This is a genomic window from Pseudomonas sp. MWU13-2105, from assembly GCF_023242315.1.
Lineage (GTDB): Bacteria > Pseudomonadota > Gammaproteobacteria > Pseudomonadales > Pseudomonadaceae > Aquipseudomonas.
This window is the reverse complement of the sequence record NZ_JALLIY010000018.1, coordinates 19,104-33,977: the sequence shown is the minus strand read 5'-3', so window position 1 is coordinate 33,977 and position 14,874 is coordinate 19,104. Positions and strand designations below refer to the sequence as shown.

The 14,874-nt window shown below is 60.9% G+C and carries 9 protein-coding genes; all 9 read right to left on the bottom strand.

What is annotated here, in order from left to right:
- Positions 1-19 precede the first annotated feature (19 nt).
- Entirely contained in the window at positions 20-946 is a 927-nt protein-coding gene (locus tag M5B96_RS24280; protein WP_248799533.1) for a ketoacyl-ACP synthase III, read from the bottom strand.
- A gap of 229 nt (positions 947-1,175) precedes the next feature.
- A complete protein-coding gene (gene pseI, locus M5B96_RS24275) occupies positions 1,176-2,228 on the bottom strand; it encodes a pseudaminic acid synthase (RefSeq protein WP_248799532.1) in 1,053 nt (350 codons plus the stop codon).
- On the bottom strand, positions 2,221-3,726 hold the full coding sequence (gene pseG, locus M5B96_RS24270; protein ID WP_248799531.1) for a UDP-2,4-diacetamido-2,4,6-trideoxy-beta-L-altropyranose hydrolase: 1,506 nt from the start codon (positions 3,724-3,726) through the stop codon (positions 2,221-2,223). The genes pseI and pseG overlap by 8 nt, the downstream gene beginning before the upstream one ends.
- Complete coding sequence (gene pseF, locus M5B96_RS24265) at positions 3,723-4,433, bottom strand: pseudaminic acid cytidylyltransferase (protein WP_248799530.1); 711 nt, start codon at positions 4,431-4,433, stop codon at positions 3,723-3,725. Before pseF ends, pseG begins: the two co-directional genes overlap by 4 nt.
- Positions 4,430-5,050 (bottom strand): pseudaminic acid biosynthesis-associated methylase, encoded by a 621-nt coding sequence (locus M5B96_RS24260; RefSeq protein ID WP_248799529.1) that lies wholly within the window; start codon positions 5,048-5,050, stop codon positions 4,430-4,432. The genes pseF and M5B96_RS24260 overlap by 4 nt, the downstream gene beginning before the upstream one ends.
- The gene (pseC, locus tag M5B96_RS24255) at positions 5,043-6,248 is read right to left on the bottom strand and encodes a UDP-4-amino-4,6-dideoxy-N-acetyl-beta-L-altrosamine transaminase (protein WP_248799528.1); all 1,206 of its coding nucleotides are present in this window, start codon (positions 6,246-6,248) and stop codon (positions 5,043-5,045) included. Before pseC ends, M5B96_RS24260 begins: the two co-directional genes overlap by 8 nt.
- Positions 6,249-6,341: 93 nt before the next feature.
- Positions 6,342-9,272, bottom strand: coding sequence for a TIGR00180 family glycosyltransferase (locus M5B96_RS24250; RefSeq protein WP_248799527.1), 2,931 nt, complete (start codon positions 9,270-9,272; stop codon positions 6,342-6,344).
- 312 nt (positions 9,273-9,584) lie between these two features.
- On the bottom strand, positions 9,585-13,181 hold the full coding sequence (locus M5B96_RS24245; RefSeq protein ID WP_248799526.1) for a glycosyltransferase: 3,597 nt from the start codon (positions 13,179-13,181) through the stop codon (positions 9,585-9,587).
- Between the two features lie 116 nt (positions 13,182-13,297).
- Positions 13,298-14,863, bottom strand: a complete 1,566-nt coding sequence (locus tag M5B96_RS24240; RefSeq protein ID WP_248799525.1) for a flagellar hook-associated protein 3 — start codon at positions 14,861-14,863, stop codon at positions 13,298-13,300.
- Positions 14,864-14,874 lie beyond the last annotated feature (11 nt).

Sequence of the window (14,874 nt, the reverse complement as noted above, 5' to 3'; positions counted from 1 at the left end):
CATTTTGCGACCTTTGGCCTCAGGGCCGATGAATAATCGCCGAACCCCACGACAAGCCCACGCCAAAGCCGCTGAGGGCCACGCGCTTCCAGCTGGAGTCCAGGACATGTTTCTCGAGCAACAGCGGAATGCTCGACGACACCGTGTTGCCGGTCTCGACCATATCCTTGATGAACTTCTCCGGCTCGCCCTCGAAACGCCGCGCCACGGCATCGACAATCGCCGCGCTGCCCTGGTGGATGCAGAACGCATCGATATCGTCCGCGTGCAGGCCGGACTCTTCCAGCAATTCGTGCAGGTGCGCCGGGACCTTGAGCAGGGCGAAATTGAACACCTGGCGACCGTTCATGAAAAATACCCCATTGCTGACCTTCAGGTGCGGCGCGCCGGCCCCGTCGGTACCGAACTTGGCCTTGCCCAACTGCCAGGGCGCGTCTTCGCCCATCCAGGTGGCGGTCGCCGCATCACCGAAGAGCATGGTGGTGTTGCGATCTTCCGGGTCGACGATCTTCGAATACGGATCGGCGGTCACCAGCAGGCCGTTCTTCAGGCCCGCGGCTTCCATGAAGCCCTTGATCGCGTAAATGCCATAGACATAACCGGAGCACCCCAGGGAAATATCGAACGCGGCCACGCTGGTGGGCAGGCCGAGCTTGTCCTGGACGATGGCGGCGGTATGCGGCAGGCCTTCCTCATCGCCGTTCTGGGTGACCACGATCAGCGCGTCGATGGATTCGCGCTTGAGCTCGGGATTACGGGCGAACAGCGCGTTCACCGCTTCGACGCACAGGTCCGAGGTTTCTTGCCCAGCGTCTTTGCGCGGCAGGAAGGCCGAGCCGATCTTGCCCAGGATGAAAGCTTCATCCTTCTCGAATTTTGCACCTTGTGCGTAATTGTCCACGCCGGCTACAGGCACGTAGCTCGCAATGCTTTTTATGCCAATCATTACGGCTTCCCAATAATAAACAGCTGAAAACCCTCGCTCACCAGGACCGAGGGCTGCCGACAAACAGAGATTTGACGCCGTCCACCAGGGAACGGCTGCCAGAAGTACAAAGGGCTACCACCAGACCGGTTACGAGCCAGGCGCCATCTTCCAGCGCAATACAATACAGTGAAGATGCGCGTTATGACTCGCAGGTCACGCTATTTTGCCGAATCGACCGCACAAAGGGTTATTCGACCAACGACCACGCCAGCGGCGTGCCGCGCTTGAGGGCCTGCCGGGCGCTGCGCCCGAGCACGGCGTCGAGATGCCTGGGCGCCAATCCCAGGCCGGGGCGAATCGCCCGCAGATTGTCGGCGCTGAAGGTTTCCCCCGCCGCCATGTCCCGGGTCACATACAGCGAGCGTCGATACACCAGCGACTTGCGCTCGGCCTCGGTGACGCCGTAATGCACCTGGCCCAGGGCCTGCCAGGCGCGTTCGGTCTCGAGCACCAGGCTGGCCAGCTCGGCGGGTTCCAGAGAAAAGCTTGAGTCCACACCGCCAGCGGCCCGATCCAGGGTGAAATGCTTCTCCACCACCGTCGCCCCCAGTGCCACCGCCGCCACCGCCACCCCCACGCCCATGGAGTGATCGGACAAACCGACCTGGCAACCGAACAACTCGCGCAGATGAGGAATGGTCCGCACATGGCTGTTTGCCGGACTGGCCGGATAGGTACTGGTGCATTTGAGCAGTATCAGGTCCTGGCAACCGGCGGCCCGGGCGGCGCGCACGCTCTCATCGAGTTCGGCGACGCTGGCCATGCCGGTGGAAATGATCAGCGGCTTGCCGGTCGCGGCCACGCGGCGGATCAACGGCAGGTCGGTGTTCTCGAAACTGGCGATCTTGTACGCCGGCACGTCGAGGCTCTCGAGAAAATCCACCGCCGTTTCATCGAAGGGCGTGGAAAACGCCAGCATTCCCAGCTCCCGGGCGCGGGCGAAGATCGGCGCATGCCACTCCCAGGGCGTGTGGGCCTTTTCATACAGGGCATAGAGCGACGAGCCGGCCCACAGGCTGGCCGGGTCCTGGATGAAGAACTCGCCTTCGTCCAGGTCCAGGGTCATGGTCTCGGCGGTATAGGTCTGCAGCTTGAGCGCATGGGCGCCGGCCTTGGCCGCGGCTTCGACAATCCGCAGCGCCAGCTCCAGCGACTGGTTATGGTTGCCGCTCATCTCGGCAATGATGAACGGTGGCGCGTCCGCGCCGATCAGCCGCTGGCCGATCTTGAAACTAGTCATGGTGCTGATCCTTTACCACACGCTCGAAACGGCAGATCGACTGGACATAGCCGCCGTGACGAAACAATTCGAGGGAAGCCGGGTTGTCCGGCAGTACCTGGGCGTCGATCACCGTCACCTGCGGCCAGTGCGCGCATACGGCGGCTTCGCCACGGGCCAGCAGCGCCCGCCCCCAGCCGAGGCCGGCGCGGTCTTGCAACAGATACAGCGAGACTTCGGCGCGACTGCCGGCCAGATCGTAGCGCAGCACGCCCACCGGGCCATCACTGGCCTCGGCGATCAACAGCAGGCGCCCCGGATTGAGCAGACTCGCGGCCAACCAGGCCTGGTGCGCCGCCCAACCGATAGGCTCGGGACTCAACGAGGCGCGCCGCACCGACTCGGCATTGCGCCCGTCGAACAACAGCCGCGAATCCTCCTCCGTGGCCGGACGCAGGGCCAGGCTGGCACCGGCCAAGGCCACGGCGAAGCGCCGCGCGCCCAGCCCGTCCACCAGACGCCGCGATTGTTCGGCCAGGCTACGCCGTAAACTGACGTTGCCCAGGACAAAACCGATGGCCTGGCGCAGGCTGTCGACACTCACCTCGTCGCTGCTGCCCAGATAGACATGCACCCCGGCCGCCGCCAGTCGCTCGGCGTTCGCGCGCTGATTTTCCGCCACCGCAATGCACAAGGTCGGCAGGCCGAGGACCGCGCGCTCCCAACTGGTGCCGCCACCGGCACCGATAAACAGGTCGGCCCGGGCCATCAGCGCGGCGAAGTCACTGACAAAGGCCTGCACCCGCCACTGCGGACGATCAGCCGCCATGGCCTGGATCGACGCCAGCATCGGGTTGGCGGTGCCGGCAATGAAATCCACTTCCAGTTCACTGAAGTCCGCCAGGGCCAGCATGGCTTTCCAGGTTTCGCCAGCGGCATCCAGGCCGCCAAAATTCACCAGCACCCGACGCGGCCGCAAGGCGATCGACACCGCCGCTTGGCGGAACTCGTCGCGAATCAGCGCGTAGCGCGGACCGAAAAGCTCGCGGCAGGGCTGCAAGCAGCGGTGGGCGTACTCGGGGTCGCCGGCGGTGAAGTTCTGGTCGAAGAGGATATCCACGGCATGTCGGCGATTATTCAGGTCGTCGATCGCGGCGATGTGCCGCGCCCACTGGCGAGCCGCGGTTTGCCAGGCGTGATCGAGGCCATAGTGATCGACGATAATCCAGTCGAACCTCGGCTCGGCGCCCAGGGCGGTACCCAGCGCGGCGATATCCGCCTGCCAGGGCAAAGGCGCCTCGATGTCCGCGCCGGACACTTCGCCCGCATACTCGGCCGGCAATGCCAGGGCCCGAAAACCCCGCTCGGCGATACGCGCCAGCGAGTGGCCAGGCAAGGCCCGGCAGGCGAACAGCACTTCGACACCGCCACTACGTAGTACCTGCGCCAGGCTCAGGCAGCGCGCCACATGCCCGCTACCAATGGCCGGCGAGGCATCCGCGCGGATCAGCACTCTCATGCTTGCAGCTCTCCACCGGCCAGCAAGGCACTGTAAAGATACTCGGCGCGCCGCCAGTCCTCGTCGGTGTCGATGTCCTGGACCAGATGCCGCGGCAGGACGACCGGCAGGCTTTTTTCCGAATACAGCACGTCGCCCCTGAGCCAGGCTTCGCTGCGCCCCCAATAGAACTGCCCGGCGTCCTGAAAGGCCGGCGGCAGGTCCTGGGAACGGGTCAGGCGATATTCGGGATACAACGCCGTCAACGCGCCCGTCTCGTCGAGCGTCAGCGCGCGCTGCACGGGGAAACCGAACTCACAGACCGAAAACGCAAAGGACTTGTCGGGATGCTCCAAGAGCAGATCACGCCCCTGGCGCAGAAAGCGTTTCTGCAGCAACGGTGCCGTGGCGTAGATACAGCAGGCCAATGCAAAATCATCGCCGGCCTGGCGCAGGGTCGCCACGGCATGCGCCATCACCGCAGCCGTGCCGGTGAAGTCATCGGCCAGCGCCGCCGGACGCATAAACGGCACTTGCGCCCCCCGGGCCCGGGCCAGGGCGGCAATTTCCTCGTCATCGGTACTGACGATCACCTGTTCGAACAGAGCCGAATCGAGCGCCAGGCGAATCGAGCGGGCAATCATCGGCTCGCCGTGGAACAGCTTGAGATTCTTGCGCGGAATACGCTTGCTGCCACCGCGCGCAGGAATGATTGCAATCGCACTCAAGGACGTTTTTCCAGCAGGAACCAGTTGATATCGTCGGTCGGAAACTGCCGATCGCGGTGGTAACTGAAGCCGTAGTCCAGCAACTGCAGGTCCGGGTAACGCTCGAGCATTTCCCCGGCGAAGTCGCGCTTGAACAACTTGCCACTGTTGCCGCGGTAAGTCACCTCGACCGGTACCGGGCTGTAGTACTCACAAATCAGGATATAACGATGACTCAGTTCGTAGAGCTGCTCATAGGCGGCCGGCAAGAGCTTCGGCGCCAGATGAATCAGCACACCCTTGCTCAAGGTCAACTGCCAGGTCCGCTCGCGGGGGAAGTCGAACAGCGATCCGAGCCAGATATCGGCGATCTCCAACGCCTGGGCTTGGGCATGGGCGCTGGCATTGATCTCCACGCCCTGCAACGCACAACCGGGCAGCAGTCGATGCAGCGCCTGTAGATTGTTGCCGGTGTTGGTCCCCAGTTCCAGCAGGCTTTCGATATGATCGGTGCGCGCCAACGCCTTGGCAAACAATGCCAGGTTAGCGGCGATCAGCGACTTCCCCTGATTGCGGGCCACATATTGATCACCGAAGTCGCCGCGCCAGAAATGCTCTTGTTCACTCAACTCACGCATGTCTTGCCCTTGAATTTGCTGATGACGCCTGTCCCAGAACCTGGCTCAACTGCGCCACGACGTAATCCTGCTGTTCTTCGGTCAGGTCAGGGAACAAGGGTAGGCTGATCGCTTCACCGAAATAGCGCTCGGCTTCAGGAAAGTCGCCCTCGGCAAATCCCTGTTCCTGGTAATAAGGCTGCAGATGCACGGGGATGTAATGCAGGTTGACGCCGATTCCAGCCCCCCTCAAGGCCTCGAACACCTCGCGTTGAGAGCTCTGGATATACTCAAGCTGCAAGCGCACCACATAGAGATGCCAAGCCGATTCGGCCCCCGGCTGATTGTATGGCAAGGTGAGCGGCAACCCGGCCAGCAGCCGGTCATAGCGTGCCGCCAGCTCACGTCGCTTGGCGACGAACTCATCGATCCGGCTCATTTGCGAAAGGCCGAGTGCCGCATGCAGGTCCGTCATGCGATAGTTGAATCCCAGTTCCAGTTGCTGGTAGTACCAGAGCCCGTGGTCCGGCACCTTCATCTGTGCTGGCTCGCCCGTGATGCCATGGCTGCGCAACCTGCGCAGGCGAGCGGCCAACTGCGGATCGTTGGTCAGGACCATGCCGCCCTCGGCCGAGGTTACGATCTTGACCGGGTGAAAACTGAAAATCGTCATCACCGCGTGGTCGCCGCAGCCCACCGGACGTCCAAGATAGCCAGCGCCTATCGCATGAGCCGCATCTTCGATCAGGGTAAAACCATAACGCTCGGCGAGCCGGGCAATGCTCTGCATGTCACAACTCTGCCCGGAAAAAGCCACCGCCACGACCACCTTCGGCAACCGCCCGTTCAACTCGGCAGCCTCGAGCTTGCGTGCCAACAAACCGGCATCGAGGTTCAGTGTCAGCGGGTCGATATCGACGAAATCCACTTCGGCCCCGCAGTAACGTCCGCAGTTGGCCGACGCCACGAAGGTATTGGGACTGGTCCAAAGGCGGTCGCCCGGCCCCAGCCCAGCTGCCAGGCAGGCGATATGCAGGGCGGCCGTGGCATTGCACACGGCAATCGCAAAGTCCGCCTGGCAGTGTGCGGCCACGGCGCGCTCAAAACACTCGATGGTCGGCCCCTGGGTCAGCCAGGGCGAATTGAGGACCGCAACCACCGCATCGATGTCGGCCTGATCGATATTCTGACGCCCGTAGGGAATCTGATAGGGCATCATGAGCCTGACTCGACACAAGAACCGGCCAACCAACGCCGATAACGGGTGATGAGGTTGAGCATGTCGCACCTCCTTTTGGTTTTTCCGTCGAACCTAAGCCAGCAATTGCTCCCAATCCACACGGCTCTCGCCGCGCAAGACAAAGCCCTTGTCGGTCAAGGTAAGATTCTTGTTGTACGCCTGGTCCCCCTCGAACACATGAGTCCATTTTTTGCGAAGTGCTTCAAGCGCTTGCGGGTCTTGCGGGATGGTCCCAGGATTCAGTATCTGCACCTGCGGCGTCCATACTGTCAGATAGCCTGCGTACCCGGCTTTCAAGCACAGGTCAACGTCACCGAAAGACTCGGCAAAGGCCTCTTCGTCCAGCCCACCGACAGCGCCGTAAACCTCCTGACGAATCATCAGGCAGGCGTAAGAAACGGCACTGTAATTCTGCTCGATCAGCAGACGCTGCAGATACCCTGCAGCCTCTTTGTCTTCTCCGACACCCGGCGAGCCTACCCCGCCCTCGACGCCAAAAATCAATCCAGCCTGGGACACCTTGCCGTCACGATCAAAGAGCTTGGCGCCCACCACACCGACCTCCGGACGTAATGCCTGATTGAGCAGGGACTCGATCCAGTTCGGATTGACCACTTCGCTCTCGGCCGACAGCAGCACCAGGTATTCACCCTGAGCCTGTTGACAGGCAGCGTTATACAAAGCGGATAAGCCCAGGCGCTGGTCAGCCCGCAGAACACGGACTTTAGCGTTTTGCTGAGCCAGACTTTCCAACCAGTCATCCGTCAAGGCGGATTGGCTCTGATTGTCTGCAACCAGCACTTCGTAATGGGTATACCGGGTTCGCAACAGGATACTGGCCAAGCAACGCTGCACGTCGGACACATTGTCCTGACTGGGCACAATGATCGACACCAGGGGACGCTCGGCATGGCGATAGTCTATATGGTAAGTCCCCGGTATCGCCGAGGTGACCTGAGCCTTGTAGCCGCGCTTGGCAAGGTGTCGAATCAGCGACTGACGCTCCTGGGCGTTTTCCTGCAGCTCCACCGCCTGGCTAATCACCAGCGGCTCATCCAGGTGGGCCAGGCCCGCCATTCCGCCCTGCTCGATAATCCTCAGCAACAGATCGAATTCAAGGGCCTTGCTGAAATCCGCGGAGTAGCCACCCACTTCCAGGAAAACATCGCGGCGAATCAGCCAATGGCGCGCCATCAATGCGGGAACACTTTGCAGCAGGTCAAGGTTGAAGCCGGGGCGGAACACATCCACCAACGCACCATCGGCCTGACGCTGAATCTCATCGGTAGCCACTGCACGGGATTGAACGTCACCCAGCAACTCCAGGCTGGCTCGTAACAAACCGCTGGAGGTAAATTCATCACCGGCCTCGAGCAACATCAACCAGTCGCAGGTCGACTGGCGAGCAGACTGGTTCAGCTTGTCGACATAATTACCCTGGGTTACCCGGATAAAGTGCAAGGTGTTTTGCGCCGTCGTCGTTGCGAGGGGTTCGCCGGTGGTCAGCACCACGATCTGGAACGCCTTGCAGTGTCCCTCCAGCAGACTGTCCAGGGTGACCTGCAACTTGGCCACGTTACCCTCGAGATCAAGCACCATGAGACCGAACCGTGGCCCGCCTTGATGCGCCGCCAGCCAGTTTGCACAGACTTCGGCCTGTTCGGCCCCGGGCTCACGCGCCTTCAGCCAGTCGAGCAAACGCCCAGTGCGGGTCGATTCGAAAGTCCGACGGTTGTCCGGGTCCGGCAGAGTAGCCAGACGCTCGGCCCAGAGCGCCATTTTCTGCCCATCTTCTTCCTCCCCCAGTCCCTCCAACTGCTGGGCCAGACGCTTGATCAGGTGTCGATCGAAGACGTTACAGTCGTGAGCTTGCCACAAGCGATCGACGACAGTCTCGTCGGTATCGTTATTGCGCGGCCGCATGAGGTCATACTGACGCCGCCATACACCCTCCAGTCGCTGAAGCTGGACACGTCCTGCAGGCATCGCGTGGAGCAGGAACTCTATATGGCTCAATTGATCGAAAAACACCTGGTTGTAGAAAGGCATCTCGACGTACTGTTGAGGACCGAAACGTCGATCCGGTTCTTTCGTGGCGCTGTTCCAGTGAGACTCGAAAATGATTTCGGCGGTCAAGGCACGTCGAGAGATGAGACTGTCAGCCATCGCCTCGAAGGCCTGAAGTGCAAATTGCTTGCCCTGCTCCGGATCGAGGCCCGGAATAGCATCGGGCAACGCCGCCAGAAACTCAGCGAAAGACTCTCGTTCAGCCACCGACTTGGCATCGGTATAAGTCAGAGAGAAATAAACGTCAGTCTTGTGCTCTGATTGTATGTAGTTGATTTCACGTACTACATAGGGAATCGGCAAGATCCGCGCCTTGGCTCTGGCCAGCATATAGTAGGAATGACCGATCTCCTGCCACTCGAACTTTGCGTCGCTGGGCATGGACGCGTACCAATCGCGAAACAATGACGTACGATGCACGGCATAAAAGGGCGGAATGAACTGTCCCATAAAGTCCATGACCCGATCCTGCGGTCGATCGGACGAGTAGTCTTCACAGACTTTCTTGTCACGGCGGTAGTACGTCACGCTATTGGCCAACGCCAGGTACATCAGGCAATAACCATGACACATACCGTAGTCCGGGTTTTTCTCCAGGAAAGCCACGGACTGCTTGAGGGCGTCATGTATCAGAAAATCGTCATCGGCGGCAAACACGATGTACGGCGTAGTGACCTGGGCGATACCGTACACAACCTTGGCCTGGGCGTCCCAGTAGCCGAACTGCGGCAGGTGCAGGTAGTCGACATTCTCAAAACCATCGGCCACACCGTCGCTCGCCTGAACAGACGAGTCCAGCACAATGATCCGACAAGGCATCGGGCTGTAGAACTCCAAAGCCCTGCGCAGGAACGCAGGCCGGTTGTGGGTTATGAGCACCACCGTCAACAGTTCGTTCAATGGTTGAGCGTGTTCGGAACCGTACTTGCCTTGCATAACTTTCCCCGCAGTCGGTGGGTTGACTGATGAACTGAACGATGGAGCCCTGACCAAGACGGCTGCGAAGTGCTATATGCCCATCACAGGCTCAAGGTTGTGCCAGAGAATTGGCTTGGGCCTGAAGTAATGAGGGAGTGATTGCAGGAAACGCGCCAGCTCATGCTCCGGCAAGGATTCAGGAGGGGATCGCGATAGGCAAGTGACGAAAGCACCACCCTAGTGGGGGTGCAGGGTTTCGCGGCGCTAGCAATTAAGGTAACTTGTGCTACCCGACAGCCGACTGCTGGCAACTGCCCGGTAGCCTGTGGATCAGTCAGCCAGCCAGCCATGCTCCCAGTACCGCACATTGTCGCCACGCAACATATAGTCGCGCAGCACGATCTCACGCAACTCATCGCCCATGCGGTAGCTAGCGTCGGGATCGGACAGATGCATGCGAATGGCCTTCAACCACTCGTCAGTGGTGTTGGTCTTGATCTTCGTGCACGGCAGATACCCGGTGTAGGCCTTGGTATCGGTACAGATCACCGGATAACCGCAGGCGCCGTACTCCAGCAGACGCAAATTGCTCTTGCAGTCGTTGAAGATATGGAACTCCAACGGCGCCAGGGCCAGGTCCAGGTTCAGGCTCGCCAGCTTCGCCGGGTAGATATCAAGTCCGATGACCCCATGAAATTCATGCATGTAGGGGCGCAACTCTTCCGGACACATACCGAAGAAAACCCAATCCACCTCATTGGCCAGCTCCTTGACGACATCGGCAATGATCGCCAGATCACCGGCGTGACTCGTGCCTCCGCCCCAGCCCACACGCGGCTTTTTCGAGGTACGACGCAGGTTGCGCAACCCGGTCCACAGATCCGTAGCCAGCATGTTCGGCACGACGCGGATATCGCTGTGCATGGAGGACAAGGCATCGGCCAGCGGGGCCGTGGACACCACCACTCGGTCGCACAGGCCAATGCCACGCCGTACCAGACGTTCCATCTCCATGTGATCGGGCAGGTTGCGAATGTGTCCGTTCTTATGCGGAACATTGATCACATAATCATCCAACTCATAGACGCGCCGGGCCTTGCTGTAGGCCTTCAGACCGAGGATTTCATCAATCGGCTGCGCGGCGTAACGACCCTGCAAAACGATAACGTCAGGAGACTGACGCTCGACCTCGAAGATCGACGGCAGGTTGTAGTAGGTACGCCCCACTGCGCGGCCCGCCGCTTCCAGCTCGATCAGCGGTTGGGTGACCCGGTAGTGGCCGACGGCGGAGGCATTCACCGGCAGCGCCATGATCCGCGGTAGGTAGCGGGCGGAAAAAGGAGTCCATCCCGAGCGCAGGCCCGGCTCCAGACTGAAGCTTGAGCCCCCCAGACTGTCCAGCGTCAGGCTCGGGTTATAAGCCGGGTCGCGGGCGACGATCGGTAACCAGCGCTTGTAGAACGTCTCTTCCTCCTGAGTCCGCAGTGCCTGTTGCTCGGGCTCCAACGTTACAACCGGCTGCGCGCCCATGGCCAACTGCGCATAAGGGGTCCAGACCACCAGATGACCGCTTTGACCGACTCGCAGGCAAAGATCAACCTCGTTGAGGGCCTGAGTGAAATGCGCCTCATCCAGACCGTCCAGGCGCTCGAACAGCGCCTTGCGGATCAGCAGACAATCGGCACCCACCGCACTCAGGTCATGTGCCACTTGCAAACGGTACATGTAGCCGCCGGCCTGCATCGACTCACCATAGAACGGCATGCCTGCCGGGCCGCGCAGACCGAGAATCAGCCCCGCATGCAGTACACGCCCCTCCGGGCTGAACAGTTTGGCCCCCACCACCCCCACTTCCGGACGCTGGCCATGACTGAGCATTTCATCCAACCATGAGGGCTGGGTAATCACGGTGTAGGGGTTGAGCATCAACAGATACTCGCCACGCGCCTGCCTGGCCGCGAAGTTACGAATGGCCGCCGCATTGCCCTGCTGCGAATACTCCAACACACGCAGGCGCTCGCTGCCCAACTGTGCCATGCCGGACAGCCAGATCTTGGCCTCGGCGCTTTCACTGCCATTGTCCACCAGCAACAGCTCGTATTCACTGTAGGCGGTTTTCTCCAGCAGGCTCTCGACACAGCGCTGCAACGCCGCACACTGATCCTTGCTGACGATGATGATCGACACCAGCGGCCGCGCTTCATGCAGATAGTCGATACGATTGAGCAGTCGGCCATCGCTGCGGTGGATCTCGTGCTCGATCCCCAGACGTCGCAGATGCGCCTGCACCACCTGTGGATTGAGTTCGACGAGCTCAGGCAACGACAACCATTTCGACAGCGAGAATGTCGACTCCAGTTGAATCTCGGCAATGTGCTCCACCACCTGCGTACCGTCACTTTCGACCATTCGCCACAACAGGTCGTGGGGAGCCAGCTCGCCGCACTGCACATTGAAGCCGCCGAATGCCAGAAAGGCTTCCTGTTGGAACGCCAGGGCGCGTCCGACATAGGGGTAGCTGCGCATCAGGTCCAGGTTGAAATCCGGCTTGAACACCGGCTCCGTCGACTCCCCCTCGCGCAAACCGCCCTCATCGCTGTAGATGCAGCGGGCATTCGGTGAAATCACGATACGCTCGGCCAACACCAACAAGGCCGGCTCCGGCAGACGATCGCCGGCGCGCAACAAGTAGAACCAATGAGCCTCATCAAGCTGTGGCAGAAGTTCGTTCAACTGTTGACGCCAGTCTTCCTGCAACGGCAGGCTAAATACCCGCCCGTCAAGCGACACCTCGGTGCAGGCACTGGACAACACCAGCGTCAGCTGTGGCGCGTAGAGCTGAGCGGCGAGACTCTGCAACGTCGCTTCAAGGTTGGCGCTGCCACCTGGCTCATCAATGACAACAGGTACGATTTTCGGCTGCCAGGACCAGGCGGCCAACGTGTCCGGCAACAACTTGCGCTGGGTCCCGGACAGGTTACGACACGCTAGCCATTCACCATACAACTGGGCAAAACTCTCACTGGCGACCCCAACCCGCCATTGTTGAGTGGTTTGCCGGGTGCCCAGGGTCCGGCTCAGGGGATACTCTTCCCAGACACGAGGCTCCACACCGGCAGTCACCAAGGGCACATAACGCACCCAGCCGGGGGCCGGCGCTTTCTCACCGCTACGCGCCTTGAGCATTTGCAGTATCCACTGCATTTCCGTCGCAGCGGCGTCCCTCATCGCCTGCTGGCGATTCATACGCTCCGGGTACAGGCGTTCGATACTCAGGACATTGTTCGAAACCACCAGGTTGCCACGCCGGAACAGGCAGATGTACAAAGCCAGGTCCAGCGAAGCGACAAAACAGTGCCCGGGCTGAGTCAGGGCCGGCAGCAACTCGACCAGATCCGCCCGCCGAAACAGCGCGCAGGTCAGGCCACCGAAGAAATTGACCGGGAAGTTCTCGCAGATGGCCAGCAGGTCCTCAGCCTTGAACAAGCCAGACACTGGAGACAGCGGACCGTTTTCCAGGCGCGAGGGCAACTGGAGGTCGTCGGCATCCCAAAAAAACCGTTGGCCCATTACCAGATTGACATCATCGTACTCGACGAACACCTGCGCCTGCTGTTCGATAATGCCAGGCAGCAACTGGTCATCATCCAGCAGAAACTTGATGTACTCACCCCGCGCCAGATCCAGGCACGCCTGCAAGTTACCGATATAGCCCAAAGGTTGAGGGTTACGCCTGTAGTGCAGCGTCTTGTCGCTCTGCTCGCCGAGCGTCTGCACCGCCGTCTCGATCTCATCGCCGAGACTGTCATCGCACACGATGATCTCCAGGTTGGCATATTCCTGGGCCAGGGCGCCGCCCAGGGCCCGGGAGAAAAACCGTGGATTGGAAGCAGGAATGACAAGGCTGACAAGCGGGATCGAATTCACAGCGGGGCTCTCAAGCAACGGGAGCGCCCCTGTGCGGCAGCGCCCCTGAAACCGCTGGTCACAGCGGCAGGTATACGACAGTTACAGCCATCGGGCGCTTGCACGCCCGACCCGGATCAAATCTTGTTGAACAGGCCCAACTGGCTGATTTTGCTGAACGCCAACTGTGCCGCCTGCAACATGGTCTGTTGCAGGGTCAGACGTGTCATGACCTCCGCCGGGTCGGAGTCGCGAATCGACCCTTGGCTGGTGGTATTGGCCAGGACCAGGCTCTGGTTGGTGGCGCTCTGGTCGTCCAACGCCTGGCCCCGGGAGCCGATCGAGGTCACCGCACTACCGGCCTGGTTCATCGCACTGGTGATGTTATTGATGCCAGCGCTCATCGCGGCCAGCAGCTTCTGCTGGGCAACCGGGTTACCGTCAGCCGGTGTGTTCAACGCCGTGATCATCTGATTCAGCGTGTCGAGGATATTCTGGGTCTGGTGATTGTTGGGCTGGACCACAAACTGGTCGCCCGTCGCCGGCGCGCCGCTGAAGGTCAGGCTGACACCCGCCGCCGTCGCCGTCGAACCAGCCATGGTGCCCGAGGACACCGGCCTGCTGCTGGCCGTGACCGGTGCCGCGTACAGGTCATAGGCCGTGGCGCTGGTGAACTTGAGGATCGCCCCGCCGGGGGGAAAGGTGCTGTCGTAGGCCGCCTGGTTGGTCGTGGTCGCCGCGGTCACCACCGCCGTCGATGGGTTGCCCGCACTGCGCGAAGTATTGAAGGTGTCCGGCTGCGCAGCCAGGGTGAAGGTGTGCCCGGCAATCACAGTATCCGGTACATCGCCGGACTTGAGGTTGATGTTCAAGCCCAGGTCCACCCCGCGGAAGGTGACCGTCTGGTTCGCGCCATTGCTGTTGCTGATCACACCGTTCTGGCTGGCCTCGGAGGTGACATCGGTGCCTCCCGCATCGGTGATCTTGATCTGCGTGCTGCTCAGGAAACTGATGGTGTAAGGCTGGCCGCCGGCAAACTTGGCGTCATAGGTCGAATTGTTGCTGACCTGTCCGTTGGACAGGGTCACCCGCCCATCGTCCACGGCCGGCGCAGTCATGGTGGACTGGGTACGGGCGGTGTTGATGGACTGCTGGAAAGCTTCCCAGCCAGTGATGTTCCCGGCCACCGCGGTATTCTCGCCAATCGCCAGGTTCAACTGCGACTGATCACCGTTGTAGCTGTAGGTACCGTCCGAATTGGCGGTATACGGCGGGGTATTGGTCTTCGAACCCGCGAACAGGTAGTTGCCGTTGGCGTCCTGGCTGTTCATCAGGCCCAGTATCGTTTGCTGGACCTGGCCGAGCTCCTGGGCCGCCGCCTGGCGATCGGCGTCGGTCTGGGTACCGTTGTTGGCGGCCAGCGCCAACTCGCGGGCACGCTGCATCGAGCTTTGAATCGAAGTCAGGGCAGTCTCGGACTGGCTGTATGCACCTTTCAGCGAGTTGATATTGCTGGCGTATTGGGTCAGCGCAGCACTTTGCTGACCCAACTGCAGCAACCGCGCCGCGCCCACCGGGTCGTCGGCGGCGGTATTGACCTTGACCAGGCTGCTGGCCTCGGCACTGGTCTTGAGCGTGTCGTTGTAGCCGCGCTGATAGTTGGCGGCCGTGGTTTCGTAATACTGGGCGGTGGAAATGCGCATGAATCACGACT

Excerpts from the sequence above, each read along its gene's own strand:
- M5B96_RS24280 (WP_248799533.1), bottom strand. The coding sequence starts at position 946 with ATGATTGGCATAAAAAGCATTGCGAGCTACGTGCCTGTAGCCGGCGTG.
- pseI (WP_248799532.1), bottom strand. The coding sequence starts at position 2,228 with ATGACTAGTTTCAAGATCGGCCAGCGGCTGATCGGCGCGGACGCGCCA.
- pseG (WP_248799531.1), bottom strand. The coding sequence starts at position 3,726 with ATGAGAGTGCTGATCCGCGCGGATGCCTCGCCGGCCATTGGTAGCGGG.
- M5B96_RS24260 (WP_248799529.1), bottom strand. The coding sequence starts at position 5,050 with ATGCGTGAGTTGAGTGAACAAGAGCATTTCTGGCGCGGCGACTTCGGT.
- pseC (WP_248799528.1), bottom strand. The coding sequence starts at position 6,248 with ATGATGCCCTATCAGATTCCCTACGGGCGTCAGAATATCGATCAGGCC.
- M5B96_RS24250 (WP_248799527.1), bottom strand. The coding sequence starts at position 9,272 with ATGCAAGGCAAGTACGGTTCCGAACACGCTCAACCATTGAACGAACTG.
- M5B96_RS24240 (WP_248799525.1), bottom strand. The coding sequence starts at position 14,863 with ATGCGCATTTCCACCGCCCAGTATTACGAAACCACGGCCGCCAACTAT.